Genomic DNA, 14,166 nt, shown 5'->3' on the forward strand with positions numbered 1-14,166 from the left:
AGAGTAATAACAATAAGGATCCACCATGCGAAAGACCGTACTGTTAGCCGCCGCATTAACTACGCTGGCGACGGCTCAAATCTCAGCCGCTGAGCTGCCGGGCAAAGGCATTACCGTCAAGCCAGTACAGAGCACCATTACGGAAGAGACCTTCCAGACCCTGCTGGTCAGCCGCGCACTGGAAAAACTCGGCTATACCGTCGAGCAGCCCAGCGAAGTGGATTACAACGTGGGTTACACCTCCATCGCTTCCGGCGACGGCACCTTTACCGCCGTGAACTGGCAGCCGCTGCACGACGATATGTATAAGGCCGCCGGTGGAGACGCTAAGTTCTACCGCGCCGGGACCTTTGTACAGGGCGCAGCGCAGGGCTATTTAATCGATAAGAAAACGGCTGAAAAATACCATATTACCCGTATCGATCAGCTGAAGGATCCTAAGCTGGCGAAGCTGTTTGACAGTAACGGCAACGGCAAAGCCGACCTGACCGGCTGTACGCCAGGCTGGGGCTGCGAAACGGTTATCAACCACCAGATACAGGCTTACGGTCTGAGCAATACGGTTGAACATAACCAGGGTAACTATTCAGCGATGATCGCCGATACCATTACCCGCTTCAAAGAGGGCAAACCTGTTCTCTACTATACCTGGACGCCGTACTGGGTGAGTGACGTACTGGTTCCGGGCCGCGATGTCGTCTGGCTGCAGGTGCCTTTCTCCTCTATGCCGGGTGAGCAGAAGAATGTGGATACCAAACTGCCAAACGGCGCAAACTACGGTTTCCCGGTTAATACAATGCATATTGTGGCGAATAAAGCCTGGGCAATGAAGAATCCAGCGGCCGCGAAGCTTTTCTCTGAAATGAAGCTGCCGATTGCTGATATCAACGCTCAGAACTCCCGTATGCATCAGGGCCAGTCTTCTGAAGCCGATATTAACGCGCACGTAGATGGCTGGATCAAAGCGCACCAGGCGCAGTTTGACGGCTGGGTCAAAGACGCCCTGGCCGCCGCAAAATAGCCTGAACGGGGTTATACCGCACGCCAGAGAGTAAACAGAGGGCAGCCGAGAGGCTGCCCTCACTGATTGTGCTGTCAGAAATCACGGAGAGGAGGCTTTAATTACCAGGAAGCACGCTTCCCGCCGCTGGCGACCGGCCTTACCCTTCCGACCCGCTCTTTATTCCGCGTTGAGCCGGTCATTTATTCTGTAAGCGACATATTTTTTAGGCTACTATTCAGTTACACCTGTTTTTATTAGTCTGATAATCATAATGAAATCCTCTCAGCCCGTCCTGAATACGCCGCTGGTTGCGCTGATGTCGCTGGCAACCGGTCTCTCCGTTGCCTGCAACTATTACGTTCAGCCCCTGTTGGAAACCGTTGCCCGCACCTTTGACCTTTCCGTAAACCAGGCCGGGTTTATCGTCACGACCGCACAGCTGGGCTATGCCGCCGGGCTGTTATTACTTGTGCCCCTGGGCGATATGCTGGAGCGGCGGGGACTCATCGTTATTATGAGCCTGCTGGCAGCCTGCGGCCTGGTGATCACCGCCCTTTCCCCGAGCCTGACGATTATGCTGCTGGGAACGGCACTGACCGGGCTGTTCTCGGTGGTGGCGCAGATCCTCGTACCGCTGGCGGCGACGCTGGCGGAACCGGCCAAACGCGGCAAGGTGGTAGGGACCGTAATGAGTGGGCTGCTGCTGGGGATCCTGCTGGCACGGACCGTTGCGGGCGGCCTGGCACAGCTGGGAGGCTGGCGGACCGTATACTGGGTAGCCAGCGCGCTAATGGCGTTGATGGCGCTGGCGCTGTGGCGCTATCTCCCGCGCTACAGACAGTCGGTTCCGCTCAACTATGGGCAACTGCTCAGATCGATATTCACTCTTTACCGCACCAATCCTGTCCTGAGAACCCGCGCCGTCACCGGCTGCCTGGCCTTTGCAAATTTCAGCATACTCTGGACTTCAATGGCCTTTCTGTTGGCTTCGCCACCCTATGGCTATTCTGAAGGTAAAATTGGTCTACTGGGGCTGGTCGGTGCAGCCGGGGCGCTGGCGGCGCGGCAGGCGGGCGCACTGGCGGATAAGGGGAAAGCCCGCCTGACCACCACCGCAGGCCTGATCCTCTTGCTTATCTCCTGGGCCTTTACCGCGCTGGGAAGTCATTCACTGGCGGCGCTGATCGTGGGGATTATTCTGCTCGATCTGACGGTTCAGGGCGTACATATCACCAATCAAAGCGTCATCTACAGCCGGATGCCGGAGGCACGTAACCGCCTGACGGCAGGCTACATGACCAGCTACTTTATTGGCGGTGCGGCAGGCTCGCTGGTGTCAGCCAGTGCGTTTCAATATGCCGGATGGAAAGGCGTATGCCTGGCGGGGGCTTCATTAACTTTACTTAATATTTTGAGCTGGTGGCGCGGGTCTCGCCACGAAGTGGATACTCCTTAGCCTGCAAATAGTAAATTGAGGAAATTTCAGGCCCACTGCTCTGTTAAGCGGTTACACACTCTGGTATGGTTAGCGCCTGCTTATTCAGATTAGTTATTTTTTCAAGTGAAACTATTAAGTAGCAGGCTCAATTCGCCGGCGATCGCTGAACAGGATAAGGTATTCCCTCAATCCCGTCCCGTTGCTGTCCTGTATGACAGTGGTCGGGAATAGCGGTCGTGGGTCGAAACACACCTGAATTTGCAAACCTTGTTACTGAGTGTGCCATCAGACTCAGGCGATCTCTATTTCTCTGAAGCGAGAATGGCATACGTATTAATAACCGCGCAATATGCACGGTTATCGGCCAGTAGTCGGAGGCGACCTTTACCTTCATCCCGGTTAATTTGGTGAAGAAATGATAAGCAGTCGTTATCCAATACTCTGAGCCATTCAGCCCGCCCCCAGGGGTTTGGGATTAAGGCGTACAGCCTTAACTGACATCTGCGGCATCCCTGTTCGATGCTGCTCAGCACACTGGGTTATGGAGTGACCTGGAAATTACTGATGGTATTCCCGATCTCACATCGCCGGAGAAGAGGTGTTTATCGCCATCGTTACGATACCAGTTGCAACTTATGAGGTTCCCCCAGATGGAAAGTTCGTTTGCCCCTATTGAACAGATGCTTAATTTCCGCGCTAACCGTCAGAAAGACTTTCCTTTACAGGAGATAATGCTGACAAGACTGTGCATGCATATGCAGAGTAAGCTACTGGAAAATCGCAATAAAATGCTGAAAGCTCAGGGGATTAACGAGACGCTGTTTATGGCATTAATCACCCTGGATGCACAGGAAAACCACAGCATTCAACCTTCTGAACTCAGCGCCGCGCTCGGTTCATCCCGCACAAATGCCACGCGCATTGCAGACGAACTGGAGAAACGTGGCTGGATTGAGCGTCGTGAAAGTGACCACGATCGCCGTTGTCTGCATCTGCATCTGACTGATAAAGGGCATGAATTTCTTCGCCAGCTGCTGCCACCACAGCATCAGTGCCTGCAACTCCTGTGGTCTGCACTAAGCGGCCCTGAGAAAAGTCAGCTGGAAAGCATTACGCGTAAGCTGCTGACCCGACTGGATCAAATGGACGAAGAGGAAGTCATTACGGCTCTTTCCCGCTAAGCTTGACCCAATAGCATATTGTGCGACGACGGTATCGCCGCTAATGGCTATTTTAGTCCGCTAATTTTGATCGGTGCCAGCGCTTACCCGCTGGCATTTTAGACTCCGGGCATGACTACCGACAGGTAGCATGCCCGGTTCGCATGGGAAACGTGGAGAACACCATGAGTGTAAATGTGGAGAATCAAACTCCTTCACAGCCGACTAATAAGAAGAAAAAGCGCAAAGTTGCGTTAATTTTCCTGGCCGTGCTGTTTATTTTAATCGGCGTTGTCTGGCTCGTTTACTGGTTGACGGTACTGCGCCACTTTCAGGACACCGACGATGCGTACGTTGCGGGTAACCAGGCACAAATTATGGCCCAGGTGTCGGGCAGCGTGAATAAGGTCTGGTTCGACAATACCGATTACGTTAAAAAGGGCGATGTGCTGCTGACGCTGGACAGAACCGATGCCGAACAGGCTTTTGAAAAGGCCCAGACTGCGCTGGCCACCAGCGTGCGTCAGACCCACCAGCTGATTATCAATGGCAGACAGTATCAGGCCACCATTGCGCTGCAAAAAACCGCTCTGGAACAGGCGCAGTCTGATCTTAAGCGCCGGGAGCCTCTCGGGGCCGCGAATCTCATTGGCCGCGAAGATTTACAACACTCGCGCGATGCCGTAGCTACGGCTAAAGCCCAGCTTGACGTTGCCACGCAGCAATATAATGCGAATCAGGCCATGGTGCTGAACACCTCGCTGGAAAATCAGCCCGCAGTCAAACAGAGCGCGGCTGAACTGCGCGATGCCTGGCTAAATCTGCAACGCACCAGCGTTATCAGCCCGATTGATGGCTTTGTTTCCCGCCGCAGCGTGCAGGTCGGCTCGCAAATCTCCCCGACTACGCCGCTGATGGCCGTCGTGCCTGCCAGCAACCTCTGGGTCGATGCTAATTTTAAAGAGACCCAGCTGGCTAATATGCGCATTGGGCAGCCTGCCACCGTAATCAGTGACATTTATGGCAACGACGTAACCTATCACGGCAAGGTTGTTGGCCTGGATATGGGTACCGGCAGCGCCTTCTCGCTGCTGCCTGCACAGAATGCCACCGGCAACTGGATCAAAGTGGTTCAGCGCCTGCCGGTTCGTATAGAGCTGGATCCGCAGGAAGTGGTGAAACATCCGCTCAGAATCGGCCTTTCCACCCAGGTCAACGTGGATACCAGCAATATCGACGGTGCCGTGCTGGCGACCCGGGTACGCTCAACGCCCGCCTATGAAAGTAATGCGCTGGCGCTGGATCTCGCACCTGTTGATAAGCTGATCGCAGAGATCGTCCGCGCCAATGCGGGTTAAGAGGGCGAGAGGCTAATGGCACAAAAACCGCTTGAAGGCGCTCAGCTGGTTCTGATGACGATTGCGCTGTCGCTGGCGACGTTTATGCAGGTGCTGGACTCCACGATTGCTAACGTCGCTATACCGACTATCGCCGGGAACCTGGGGGCATCGAACTCCCAGGGAACCTGGGTCATTACCTCATTTGGCGTGGCCAATGCGATATCCATTCCCATTACCGGCTGGCTGGCAAAACGCGTCGGCGAAGTGAAGCTGTTTCTGTGGGCAACGGTAGGCTTTGCTGTCGCTTCATGGCTATGCGGGATGTCCAACAGCCTGACCATGCTGATCTTTTTCCGCGTGATCCAGGGCGTGGTGGCAGGTCCGTTAATTCCGCTGTCGCAAAGTCTGCTGTTGAGTAACTATCCCCCCGCCAAACGCAGTATTGCCCTGTCACTCTGGGCGATGACGGTGATTGTGGCCCCCATATGCGGCCCGATCCTTGGCGGCTGGATCAGTGACAACTACCACTGGGGATGGATTTTCTTTATCAACGTCCCCATCGGTGCGGTAGTGGTCATGCTGGCGCTGCAAACGCTGCGAAATCGCGAGACGCCAACGGTCATCCGGCCGATAGATACCGTCGGGCTGGTCCTGCTGGTGGTCGGTATCGGTTGTCTGCAGGTGATGCTTGACCGCGGCAAAGAGCTGGACTGGTTTAGCTCGCAGGAAATTATTGTCCTGACGGTAATTGCGGTGATCGCACTGGCGGTACTGCTGGTATGGGAGCTGACCGATGACCATCCCATTGTCGATCTGTCACTGTTTAAGTCGCGAAACTTCACTATTGGCTGCCTGTCTATCAGCCTGGCCTATATGCTCTATTTTGGTTCCATCGTGCTGCTGCCCCAGCTGCTTCAGGAGGTCTACGGCTATACGGCGACATGGGCCGGGCTGGCATCAGCGCCGGTTGGGATCATTCCGGTTATTTTGTCACCCATTATCGGCAGGTTTGCGCACCGGCTGGATATGCGCAAGCTGGTGACCTTTAGCTTTATCATGTATGCCGTCTGCTTCTACTGGCGAGCCTATACGTTTGAACCGGGGATGAATTTTGGGGCTTCTGCCTGGCCTCAGTTTATTCAGGGGTTTGCGGTGGCCTGCTTCTTTATGCCTCTGACCACCATTACCCTTTCCGGTCTGGCACCGGATCGGCTGGCGGCGGCATCCAGCCTGTCAAACTTTACCCGAACGCTGGCGGGCTCGATTGGTACCTCGATCACCACCACCATGTGGACCGACAGAGAATCAATGCATCACAGCTATCTCAGCGAGTCCGTCAATGCGTATAACGTCAATTCCCAGGCGATGTACAGCAAGCTGGAAAGCCTTGGCATGACGCATGAGCAGGCGTCGGCGTGGATTGCGCAGCAAATCACTAATCAGGGCCTGATTATCTCCGCTAATGAGATTTTCTGGGCCTCAGCGGCCGTTTTCCTCGGCCTGCTGGTGCTTATCTGGTTTGCCCGTCCGCCCTTTGGTGCGGGCAGCGGAGGAGGCGGAGGCGCGCACTAGAGGTTGCGCTTTCAGCCATAAAAAAACGGGCCCTTGCGAGGCCCGTTTTTCTTTTTTGCACGGCGTCTTACGCGTTCTGACGCCACCACTCTGCCAGCAGAATACCGGTCGCGACAGAAACGTTGAGGCTTTCTACATTTCCGGTGCCACTGATGGAGACGCTGAGATCTCCCTGCTGCATCGTGCTTTCAGAAAGCCCGTCGCGCTCCTGCCCCAACACCAACACCATTTTGGCAGGAAACTCTGCCTGCGACAGCGGGGTGCCTTTATGGCTGGACGTGGTCACGATGGTGTAGCCCGCCTTGCGAAACGCACTCAATCCGGCGGCAAAACTTTCACCGCTAATGGCCTGAATATGTTCAGCCCCGCCTTCAGCCGTGCGCACGGCGGCGCCCGATTCCAGCAGGGAAGCATCATCTACCAGCAGCCCTTTCGCACCGAAGTGCGCGCAACTGCGCATCATGCCGCCCAGGTTGTGCGGGTTGCCGATATCTTCCAGCGCCAGCACACAATCCTTTTCGCCCGCGTTTGACAGCCACTCGCTGACGGGCATGCCCATACGCTTTTTAATCAGGAAGCAGACGCCACCGTGATGCTCAGTCCCGGAAGCTTTAACCAGCTCGTCTTCCTCGACCACGTGATAGGCCTTACGGTTGGCCGCCATCCACTTCAGCGCGTCGCGGAAGCGAGGCGTGACGCTCTGCACAAACCATGCGCGGACAATACAGTCCGGACGGCTTTGAAACAGGGCCTGACAGGCGTTTTCGCCATATACGCGCGTCTCTTCCATACGCTGACGCCGGATCTGTTCCGGGTCGATATAGCTTTTACCGCTGATGCCGCCGTGATCCGGGCGCGCCTCTTCGGTTGCAGACGGTGCGCGAGAAACCGTGCGCCACGGCGAATCACTCGGAAGTGCGTCGCGATCGCGCCCGCCACGCGGTTTGCTGTCTGCGTTACGTGAAGGACGACGGCTGTCATCCTGACGAGGTCCACCTTTACCGGTGCGGGGATTTTTCCCGCCTTTGTTGCTCTCGTCATCACCACGGACATACATCACTTTGACTTTTCCGCTTTTACCTTTAAATTCGTCGTTCATTTTCCCTCCACCTGGCTGAGCGCGAAGCGCGCAGATTACCTGATGTGGCGGCGCTTAGCTATTAACTTCCGCCACAAAGGGCGAATGCGCCTTTTTCCGGCTTTGGCCGGTTCTGAAAGCATCAGGCAGATATTGCCTATTATACCCATTGAACAAATCTCTTTGTGGCTTAACCCTGGCCGAACCATAATTGTCGCTGGCTTCATAACGAATATAGTAAGTGAACGCTTACCCCTATTAGCACCGAGGTGAATACATGAATACGGTTTGTGCATCATGCCAGGCAACGAATCGCGTTCCACAGGAACGCACGGCCGACGGTGCAAAATGCGGACGCTGCGGGAATACCTTGTTCAACGGAGAGGTTATCGCGGCAACCACTGCCACCCTCGATAAGTATTTGCAGGACGACCTTCCTGTAGTGGTCGATTTCTGGGCGCCCTGGTGTGGTCCCTGTGTCAATTTCGCGCCGATATACAAAGACGTGGCGGAAGAGCGCAGCGGCGAAATTCGCTTTATTAAAGTGAATACCGAAGCAGATCCAGAACTCAGCGCGCGCTTTCGTATACGCAGCATCCCTACCATTATGATTTTCAAACAGGGCAAGATGGTCGATATGCTTAGCGGAGCCATGCCTAAAGCCCCCTTTAATGAGTGGCTGAACGAGAATCTGTAAAGCTCTCTTGTAAGCGCTTACCAACCTTTAGCGAATTAAACGTGGGCAAGTTCCCGTTAGTCGTGGCCATCACGGTATGGCCACTACTGCTTATCCGCCCTTTTCGGTAGAATGACGTCTTTGCCTGAAAGGGTTTCATTACCTGATAAGCCGCTATGACTGAAAACGCAGTCCTTACTCTTCGCGCCGAACGTCTGGCCCGATCAACCCGCCCCTTTTTAGCGCGCGGTAATCGAATCCCTCGCTGTCAGCGCTGTCTCCTGCCCGTTAAAAACTGTCTGTGCGACCAGCTTCACCCCCAACAGGCCCGGAGCCGCTTCTGCCTGGTTATGTTCGATACGGAACCGATGAAGCCCAGCAATACCGGCAGGCTGATCGCCGATATTCTGCCGGAAACCCTGGCGTTTGGCTGGTCACGCACCGAACCGGATCCTGCCCTGTTAGCTGCGGTGAAAAACCCTCAGGTTCAGCCCATGGTGGTATTCCCCGCCTCCTATGCCGACCCAGGCAGGGCCGTTATCGACGTCCCGCCACAAAGCGGTAAGCCACCGCTGTTTATTATGCTGGATGGCACCTGGCCGGAGGCCAGAAAGATGTTCCGTAAAAGCCCCTGGCTGGATGGCTTTCCCGTGATGTCGCTGACGCTGACCACCCCCTCCAATTATCAGCTACGTGGCATCCACGCTCAGGGACAGCACTGTACGGCAGAAGTCGCGGCCGAGCTGCTGATACAGGCGGGGGATAGTACCGCCGGAACCGCACTATCCCGGCATTTTAACCTTTTTCGCCAGCGCTATCTTGCCGGTAAACCTCACCCGCCACGCTAAGCCGCTGCCGGATTTGGCTGGACTCCCCAGCAGGATAACGACGCTTATAATCGGCTGAACAACATTACGTATCCCGATTGTGCTATGTGGAACAACGATTGAATGAACCTGTCCGCCCTGCAAGCGCTATCACTGATGTAAAGAGGAACGTCTCTCTTCCCGCAGGTGCCCGCGATCAATAATCTGCACCTCATCGAGGTTATCCCAGCCAGAACGCGTTAGAATCAGGCGAGTCCAGCCAAAGGGAGCAGGAAATGAGCCAACGTGGATTAGAAGCGCTATTGCGACCCCGTTCGATCGCCGTTATTGGGGCCTCTGTTCGCCCGGACCGTGCCGGATACCTGATGATGCGCAACCTGCTGGCGGGTGGCTTCAGCGGCCCCATTCTGCCCGTTACGCCAAAATATCAGGCGGTATGCGGCGTGCTGGCGTGCCGGGATGTCGCCAGCCTGCCACTTTCACCCGATCTCGCAGTTATCTGTACACATGCCAGTCGTAATCTTGAGCTTCTGGAAGCGCTGGGTAAGCGAGGCTGCAAAGCCTGTATCATTCTCTCTGCCCCCGCCAGCCAGCGCGATGCGCTAAAAAGCTGCGCCAGCCAGTGGCAAATTCGTCTGCTCGGCCCCAATAGTCTTGGTCTGCTGGCACCCTGGCAGGGGCTAAATGCCAGCTTCTCGCCCGTTCCCATCGCCCAGGGAAAGCTGGCCTTTATCTCCCAGTCCGCTGCCGTTTCAAATACCATTCTCGACTGGGCACAGCAGCGTCAGCTGGGCTTTTCCTGGTTTATTTCACTGGGCGACAGCCTGGATATCGATGCTGACGATCTGCTCGATTTCCTGGCGCGTGACGGCAAGACCAGTGCGATCCTGCTCTATCTTGAGCACCTTAGCGATGCGCGCCGCTTCGTCTCTGCTGCCCGTAGCGCCTCACGTAACAAGCCTATTCTGGTGATTAAAAGCGGCCGCAGCCAGCAGGCACAGAGGCTGCTCAAAACCTATGGCGGGCTGGATGCCGCCTGGGATGCGGCGATCCAGCGCGCAGGTATGCTGCGGGTGCATGACACCCATGAGCTGTTCTCTGCGGTGGAGACTCTGAGCCATATGCGTCCCCTGCGCGGTGAACGGCTGATGATCGTCAGTAATGGTGCTGCCCCTGCTGCACTGGCCCTTGACGAGCTGGATGCGCGTAACGGTAAGCTGGCCATTCTTAATGATGAATTGCTGGCTGACCTGAAAACGCTGTTATCGAATGACGTTATTCCAGGCAATCCACTGGATCTGAAGGATGATGCGACACCCGCGCGCTACGTACAGGCCGTGACCCGACTGCTGGACTGTCAGGAAATTGATGCGCTGATGATTATCCATGCTCCCAGCGCGGTCGCTCCCGCTACGCTTACGGCCCAACTGCTGATCGATGCGATCGGAAAACACCCCAGAGCCCGGCAGGTTTCGCTCCTGACCAACTGGAGCGGGGAGTTTTCTTCCCTGGAGGCGCGCAGGTTATTTAACGATGCCGGTATCCCCACCTACCGTACGCCTGAAGGAACCATAACGGCCTTTATGCATATGGTGGAGTACCGCCGTAATCAGAAACAGCTGCGCGAAGCGCCCTCCCTGCCGGTCGGTCTGACGGCAAATACGGCGGATGCACATCGTCTTATACGTCAGGCGCTGGATGAAGGGGCTTCGACGCTGGACACGCATGAAGTGCAGCCTATCCTTCGGGCCTATGGTCTGAGTACGCTGCCGACCTGGATTGCCAGCGATAGCGCAGAGGCCGTGCATATTGCCGGCCAGATTGGTTATCCGGTTGCGCTTAAGCTACGCTCTCCCGATATTCCACATAAATCCGACATCCAGGGCGTGATGCTCTATTTACGTACGGCCAGCGAGGTGCAACACGCAGCGGAAGCGATTTTCGATCGCGTCAGGCTGGCCTGGCCTCAGGCAAATATTCATGGGCTGCTGGTGCAGAGCATGGCAAATCGCGCTGGCGCTCAGGAATTAAGGATTGTTGTCGAGCAGGATGCCGTTTTTGGTCCGCTGATTATGCTGGGCGAAGGCGGAATTGAATGGCAGGCAGACAGGCAGGTCGTCGTGGCGCTGCCGCCGCTGAATATGACGCTGGCACGTTATCTGGTGGCTCAGGCAATCAAGAGCGGTAAGCTGCGTGGGCGTAGTGCGCTACAGCCCCTTGATATCAATGGCATCAGCCAGGTGCTGGTTCGGGTTTCTAACCTGATAGTTGACTGCCCTGAAATTGTCCGACTTGATATCCATCCGCTGCTGGCCGCGGGTAGCGAATTTTCCCTGCTTGATGTCACCATGCAGCTTGCCGAATTTTCCGGCGATCCCGAGGCCCGGCTGACAATCCGGCCTTATCCATCTGCGCTTGAAGAACGCGTGGAGATGAAAAATGGCCAGTCCTGTCTTTTCCGCCCGATCCTGCCAGAAGATGAGCCTCTGCTGCGCAGGTTTATTTCCCAGGTGACAAAGGAAGATCTCTACTACCGCTACTTTAGTGAGATCAATGAGTTCACTCATGACGATTTGGCGAACATGACGCAAATCGACTACGATCGGGAAATGGCGATCGTCGCCGTACGCCAGCACAATGGCGAAGAGGAAATCATTGGCGTTACGCGGGCTATTTCAGATGCGGATAATATTGATGCCGAGTTTTCCGTACTGGTGCGATCCGATCTCAAAGGACTCGGGCTGGGGCGACGTCTGCTGGAAAAAATGATCGCTTATACCCGCGAGCATGGGTTATCACAACTCAACGGCATTACCATGCCGGGCAACCGGGGCATGATCACGCTGGCGCGCAAGCTGGGATTTTCCGTCGATATCCAGCTTGAGGATGGCATTGTCAGCCTTTCACTCGCCCTGATGTCGCCTTCCGGATAACGTCTGGAAACGTAAAAATGGCCTCTTCTATGCCAGGTAATGTATTATACGGGGTTAGAGTGATGATTTTATGGCAGGTGCCATTCCATGAACAGAGAAGATACGCACTGTGATGTTGTCTAAATTTAAACGTAATAAACACCAACAGCACCTTGCGCAACTACCCAAACTGTCTCAGTCGGTTGCTGATTTCACCACGCTGTATTCTCCTGCGGATTTTCATCGTACGCTTCTGGAAAGAATAGCCGGGGCCACGCGTCGTATCTGTATTGTGGCGCTCTATCTGGAAAATGATGACGGCGGCCGCAGCATTCTTTCAGCGCTGTATGAGGCGAAGCGGCTGCGCCCGGAGCTTGAAATCCGCATACTGGTTGACTGGCATCGCGCTCAGCGAGGCAGAATTGGCGCCGCCCGTGGTGCAACTAACGCGGACTGGTACTGCGAAATGGCCGAGCAGCATGCGGATGTCGCCATTGAGGTTTACGGTGTACCGGTCAATACGCGCGAAGCGCTGGGCGTGCTGCATCTGAAAGGGTCGGTGATTGATGATACGCTTCTCTATACCGGTGCCAGTCTTAACGACGTTTATCTTCATCAGCATGATAAATATCGCTATGACCGTTACCAGGTCATCAAAAATCCCGTACTGGCTGATACCCTAATTCACTGGATTGATAAAAACCTGATCCAGGCGGAAGCTGTTCATCGTCTTGATAATCATGAACGTCCTAAAAGCCCGGAAATCAAAAATGAAACCCGTCAGTTCCGTCAGGATCTGCGAGGATTCGATTATGAATTCACAGGTGATGCCACCAATGAACAACTGGCGGTCACGCCGCTGGTCGGTTTGGGCAAGCACAGCCTGCTGAATAAGACCATTTTCCATTTGATGCCCTGCGCTGAACATAAGCTTACGCTCTGTACGCCCTATTTTAATATGCCGGCGATCCTGGCCCGGAATATCATCTGGCTGTTACGTCGGGGAAAAGAGGTTGAAATCATCGTTGGCGACAAAACCGCTAATGACTTTTACATTCCAGAGGATCAGCCTTTCAAGATTATCGGCGCTCTTCCCTATTTGTATGAGATCAACCTTCGACGCTTTCTGAGCCGCCTGCAGTACTACGTCACGAATGGACAGCTACAGGTCAGGCTGTGGAAAGATGGGGAGAACAGCTACCATTTGAAAGGCATGTGGGTTGATGATGAGTGGATGCTCATCACCGGTAATAACCTCAACCCAAGGGCCTGGCGCCTCGATCTTGAAAATGCCGTGCTTATCCACGATCCCTTACAAGAGCTGGCCGATCAAAGTGCGCGTGAGCTCAGTTTGATCCGCGAACATACTACCGTAGTGAAGCATTTCCGCGATCTCGAAAGCATTGCGGACTATCCTCTTAAGGTGCGTAAACTGATCCGCCGGCTCCGCCGCATTCGTATCGACAGGCTTATCAGCCGGATCCTCTAAAACGTCTGAATTTGCGTTTTCTTTTACAGGCCCTGTCTTCGCACGGGGCCTTTTTACAGGAAAAGCACATGCGTCAATTTCTGCTTATTGCCACGCTAAGCTGCACTGGCTGTACCCACCTGGCACAGGACGACTGGACAGGAAAGGATAAGGCGCAGCACTTTCTCTCTTCTGCTTTTTTCTCGGCAGCCGGTAATGCATATGGTGAACATCAGAACTGGAGTGACAGGCACAGCGGCAGCTTTGGGCTGATGTTTGCCCTGAGTCTGGGCGCAGCCAAGGAGCTTTATGATAGCCGCGAAGGAGGAACGGGCTGGAGCTGGAAAGATTTTAGCTGGGACGTTGCGGGTGCGGCGGCAGGGTATGCGCTGTGGAGCCTTGATCATTAACCTGCGTAAGAGCGGCTTTTTCCCCTTCCCCATAACGCAAAAAACCCTGACCGTGAGGTCAGGGTTATTGCTTTATTTGATGCCTGGCAGTTCCCTACTCTCGCATGGGGAGACCCCACACTACCATCGGCGCTACGGCGTTTCACTTCTGAGTTCGGCATGGGGTCAGGTGGGACCACCGCGCTAAAGCCGCCAGGCAAATCTTGGTGCACGGAACGAATATTTTGCGCTGCTGCTGCGCTGGCTTCACCTGCAAACTCAGTCACATACTTCAGTATGCTC

At 54.9% G+C, this 14,166-nt stretch carries 11 protein-coding genes and 1 rRNA gene; 10 read left to right on the plus strand and 2 right to left on the minus strand.

The window, feature by feature from the left end; genetic code table 11:
• The first annotated feature begins 25 nt into the window (after positions 1–25).
• The 5 genes from proX (at position 26) to emrB (ending at position 6,513) form a co-directional block, all read left to right on the plus strand.
• Positions 26–1,021 (plus strand): glycine betaine/L-proline ABC transporter substrate-binding protein ProX, encoded by a 996-nt coding sequence (gene proX, locus AAGR22_RS16880; protein ID WP_067709641.1) that lies wholly within the window; start codon positions 26–28, stop codon positions 1,019–1,021.
• 253 nt (positions 1,022–1,274) lie between these two features.
• On the plus strand, positions 1,275–2,459 hold the full coding sequence (locus AAGR22_RS16885; RefSeq protein WP_345828643.1) for an MFS transporter: 1,185 nt from the start codon (positions 1,275–1,277) through the stop codon (positions 2,457–2,459).
• Positions 2,460–3,091: 632 nt separating this feature from the next.
• Complete coding sequence (mprA, locus tag AAGR22_RS16890; protein WP_345828644.1) at positions 3,092–3,622, plus strand: transcriptional repressor MprA; 531 nt, start codon at positions 3,092–3,094, stop codon at positions 3,620–3,622.
• A gap of 164 nt (positions 3,623–3,786) precedes the next feature.
• On the plus strand, positions 3,787–4,959 hold the full coding sequence (gene emrA / locus AAGR22_RS16895) for a multidrug efflux MFS transporter periplasmic adaptor subunit EmrA (RefSeq protein ID WP_345828645.1): 1,173 nt from the start codon (positions 3,787–3,789) through the stop codon (positions 4,957–4,959).
• A gap of 15 nt (positions 4,960–4,974) precedes the next feature.
• Complete coding sequence (gene emrB / locus AAGR22_RS16900; RefSeq protein WP_067709648.1) at positions 4,975–6,513, plus strand: multidrug efflux MFS transporter permease subunit EmrB; 1,539 nt, start codon at positions 4,975–4,977, stop codon at positions 6,511–6,513.
• A 67-nt stretch (positions 6,514–6,580) separates the two neighbouring features.
• On the opposite strand, the gene AAGR22_RS16905 is transcribed toward emrB, so the two are convergent.
• Positions 6,581–7,612 carry a tRNA/rRNA methyltransferase gene (locus AAGR22_RS16905; protein ID WP_067709650.1) on the minus strand — a complete coding sequence of 344 codons (1,032 nt, stop codon included), beginning with the start codon at positions 7,610–7,612 and terminating at the stop codon, positions 6,581–6,583.
• A gap of 256 nt (positions 7,613–7,868) precedes the next feature.
• On the opposite strand from AAGR22_RS16905, the gene trxC reads away from it, so the two are divergent.
• From trxC to AAGR22_RS16930, 5 genes are all read left to right on the plus strand, one after another.
• Complete coding sequence (gene trxC / locus AAGR22_RS16910) at positions 7,869–8,288, plus strand: thioredoxin TrxC (protein WP_067709652.1); 420 nt, start codon at positions 7,869–7,871, stop codon at positions 8,286–8,288.
• 155 nt (positions 8,289–8,443) lie between these two features.
• Complete coding sequence (locus AAGR22_RS16915; RefSeq protein ID WP_345828648.1) at positions 8,444–9,115, plus strand: tRNA-uridine aminocarboxypropyltransferase; 672 nt, start codon at positions 8,444–8,446, stop codon at positions 9,113–9,115.
• Between the two features lie 254 nt (positions 9,116–9,369).
• Positions 9,370–12,027 (plus strand): bifunctional acetate--CoA ligase family protein/GNAT family N-acetyltransferase, encoded by a 2,658-nt coding sequence (locus tag AAGR22_RS16920; RefSeq protein ID WP_345828650.1) that lies wholly within the window; start codon positions 9,370–9,372, stop codon positions 12,025–12,027.
• A 112-nt stretch (positions 12,028–12,139) separates the two neighbouring features.
• The gene (gene pssA, locus AAGR22_RS16925; protein WP_067709660.1) at positions 12,140–13,495 is read left to right on the plus strand and encodes a CDP-diacylglycerol--serine O-phosphatidyltransferase; all 1,356 of its coding nucleotides are present in this window, start codon (positions 12,140–12,142) and stop codon (positions 13,493–13,495) included.
• A 68-nt stretch (positions 13,496–13,563) separates the two neighbouring features.
• The gene (locus AAGR22_RS16930) at positions 13,564–13,884 is read left to right on the plus strand and encodes a YfiM family lipoprotein (protein ID WP_345828652.1); all 321 of its coding nucleotides are present in this window, start codon (positions 13,564–13,566) and stop codon (positions 13,882–13,884) included.
• Between the two features lie 81 nt (positions 13,885–13,965).
• Here AAGR22_RS16930 and rrf read toward each other — a convergent pair.
• Positions 13,966–14,081 (minus strand): 5S ribosomal RNA (rrf, locus tag AAGR22_RS16935).
• Between the last annotated feature and the right edge of the window lie 85 nt (positions 14,082–14,166).

The sequence above is a fragment of the Erwinia sp. HDF1-3R genome, assembly GCF_039621855.1.
Classification (GTDB): Bacteria; Pseudomonadota; Gammaproteobacteria; order Enterobacterales; family Enterobacteriaceae; genus Erwinia.

Excerpts from the sequence above, each read along its gene's own strand:
- proX (WP_067709641.1), top strand. The coding sequence starts at position 26 with ATGCGAAAGACCGTACTGTTAGCCGCCGCATTAACTACGCTGGCGACG.
- AAGR22_RS16885 (WP_345828643.1), top strand. The coding sequence starts at position 1,275 with ATGAAATCCTCTCAGCCCGTCCTGAATACGCCGCTGGTTGCGCTGATG.
- mprA (WP_345828644.1), top strand. The coding sequence starts at position 3,092 with ATGGAAAGTTCGTTTGCCCCTATTGAACAGATGCTTAATTTCCGCGCT.
- emrA (WP_345828645.1), top strand. The coding sequence starts at position 3,787 with ATGAGTGTAAATGTGGAGAATCAAACTCCTTCACAGCCGACTAATAAG.
- emrB (WP_067709648.1), top strand. The coding sequence starts at position 4,975 with ATGGCACAAAAACCGCTTGAAGGCGCTCAGCTGGTTCTGATGACGATT.
- AAGR22_RS16905 (WP_067709650.1), bottom strand. The coding sequence starts at position 7,612 with ATGAACGACGAATTTAAAGGTAAAAGCGGAAAAGTCAAAGTGATGTAT.
- trxC (WP_067709652.1), top strand. The coding sequence starts at position 7,869 with ATGAATACGGTTTGTGCATCATGCCAGGCAACGAATCGCGTTCCACAG.
- AAGR22_RS16915 (WP_345828648.1), top strand. The coding sequence starts at position 8,444 with ATGACTGAAAACGCAGTCCTTACTCTTCGCGCCGAACGTCTGGCCCGA.
- AAGR22_RS16920 (WP_345828650.1), top strand. The coding sequence starts at position 9,370 with ATGAGCCAACGTGGATTAGAAGCGCTATTGCGACCCCGTTCGATCGCC.
- pssA (WP_067709660.1), top strand. The coding sequence starts at position 12,140 with ATGTTGTCTAAATTTAAACGTAATAAACACCAACAGCACCTTGCGCAA.
- AAGR22_RS16930 (WP_345828652.1), top strand. The coding sequence starts at position 13,564 with ATGCGTCAATTTCTGCTTATTGCCACGCTAAGCTGCACTGGCTGTACC.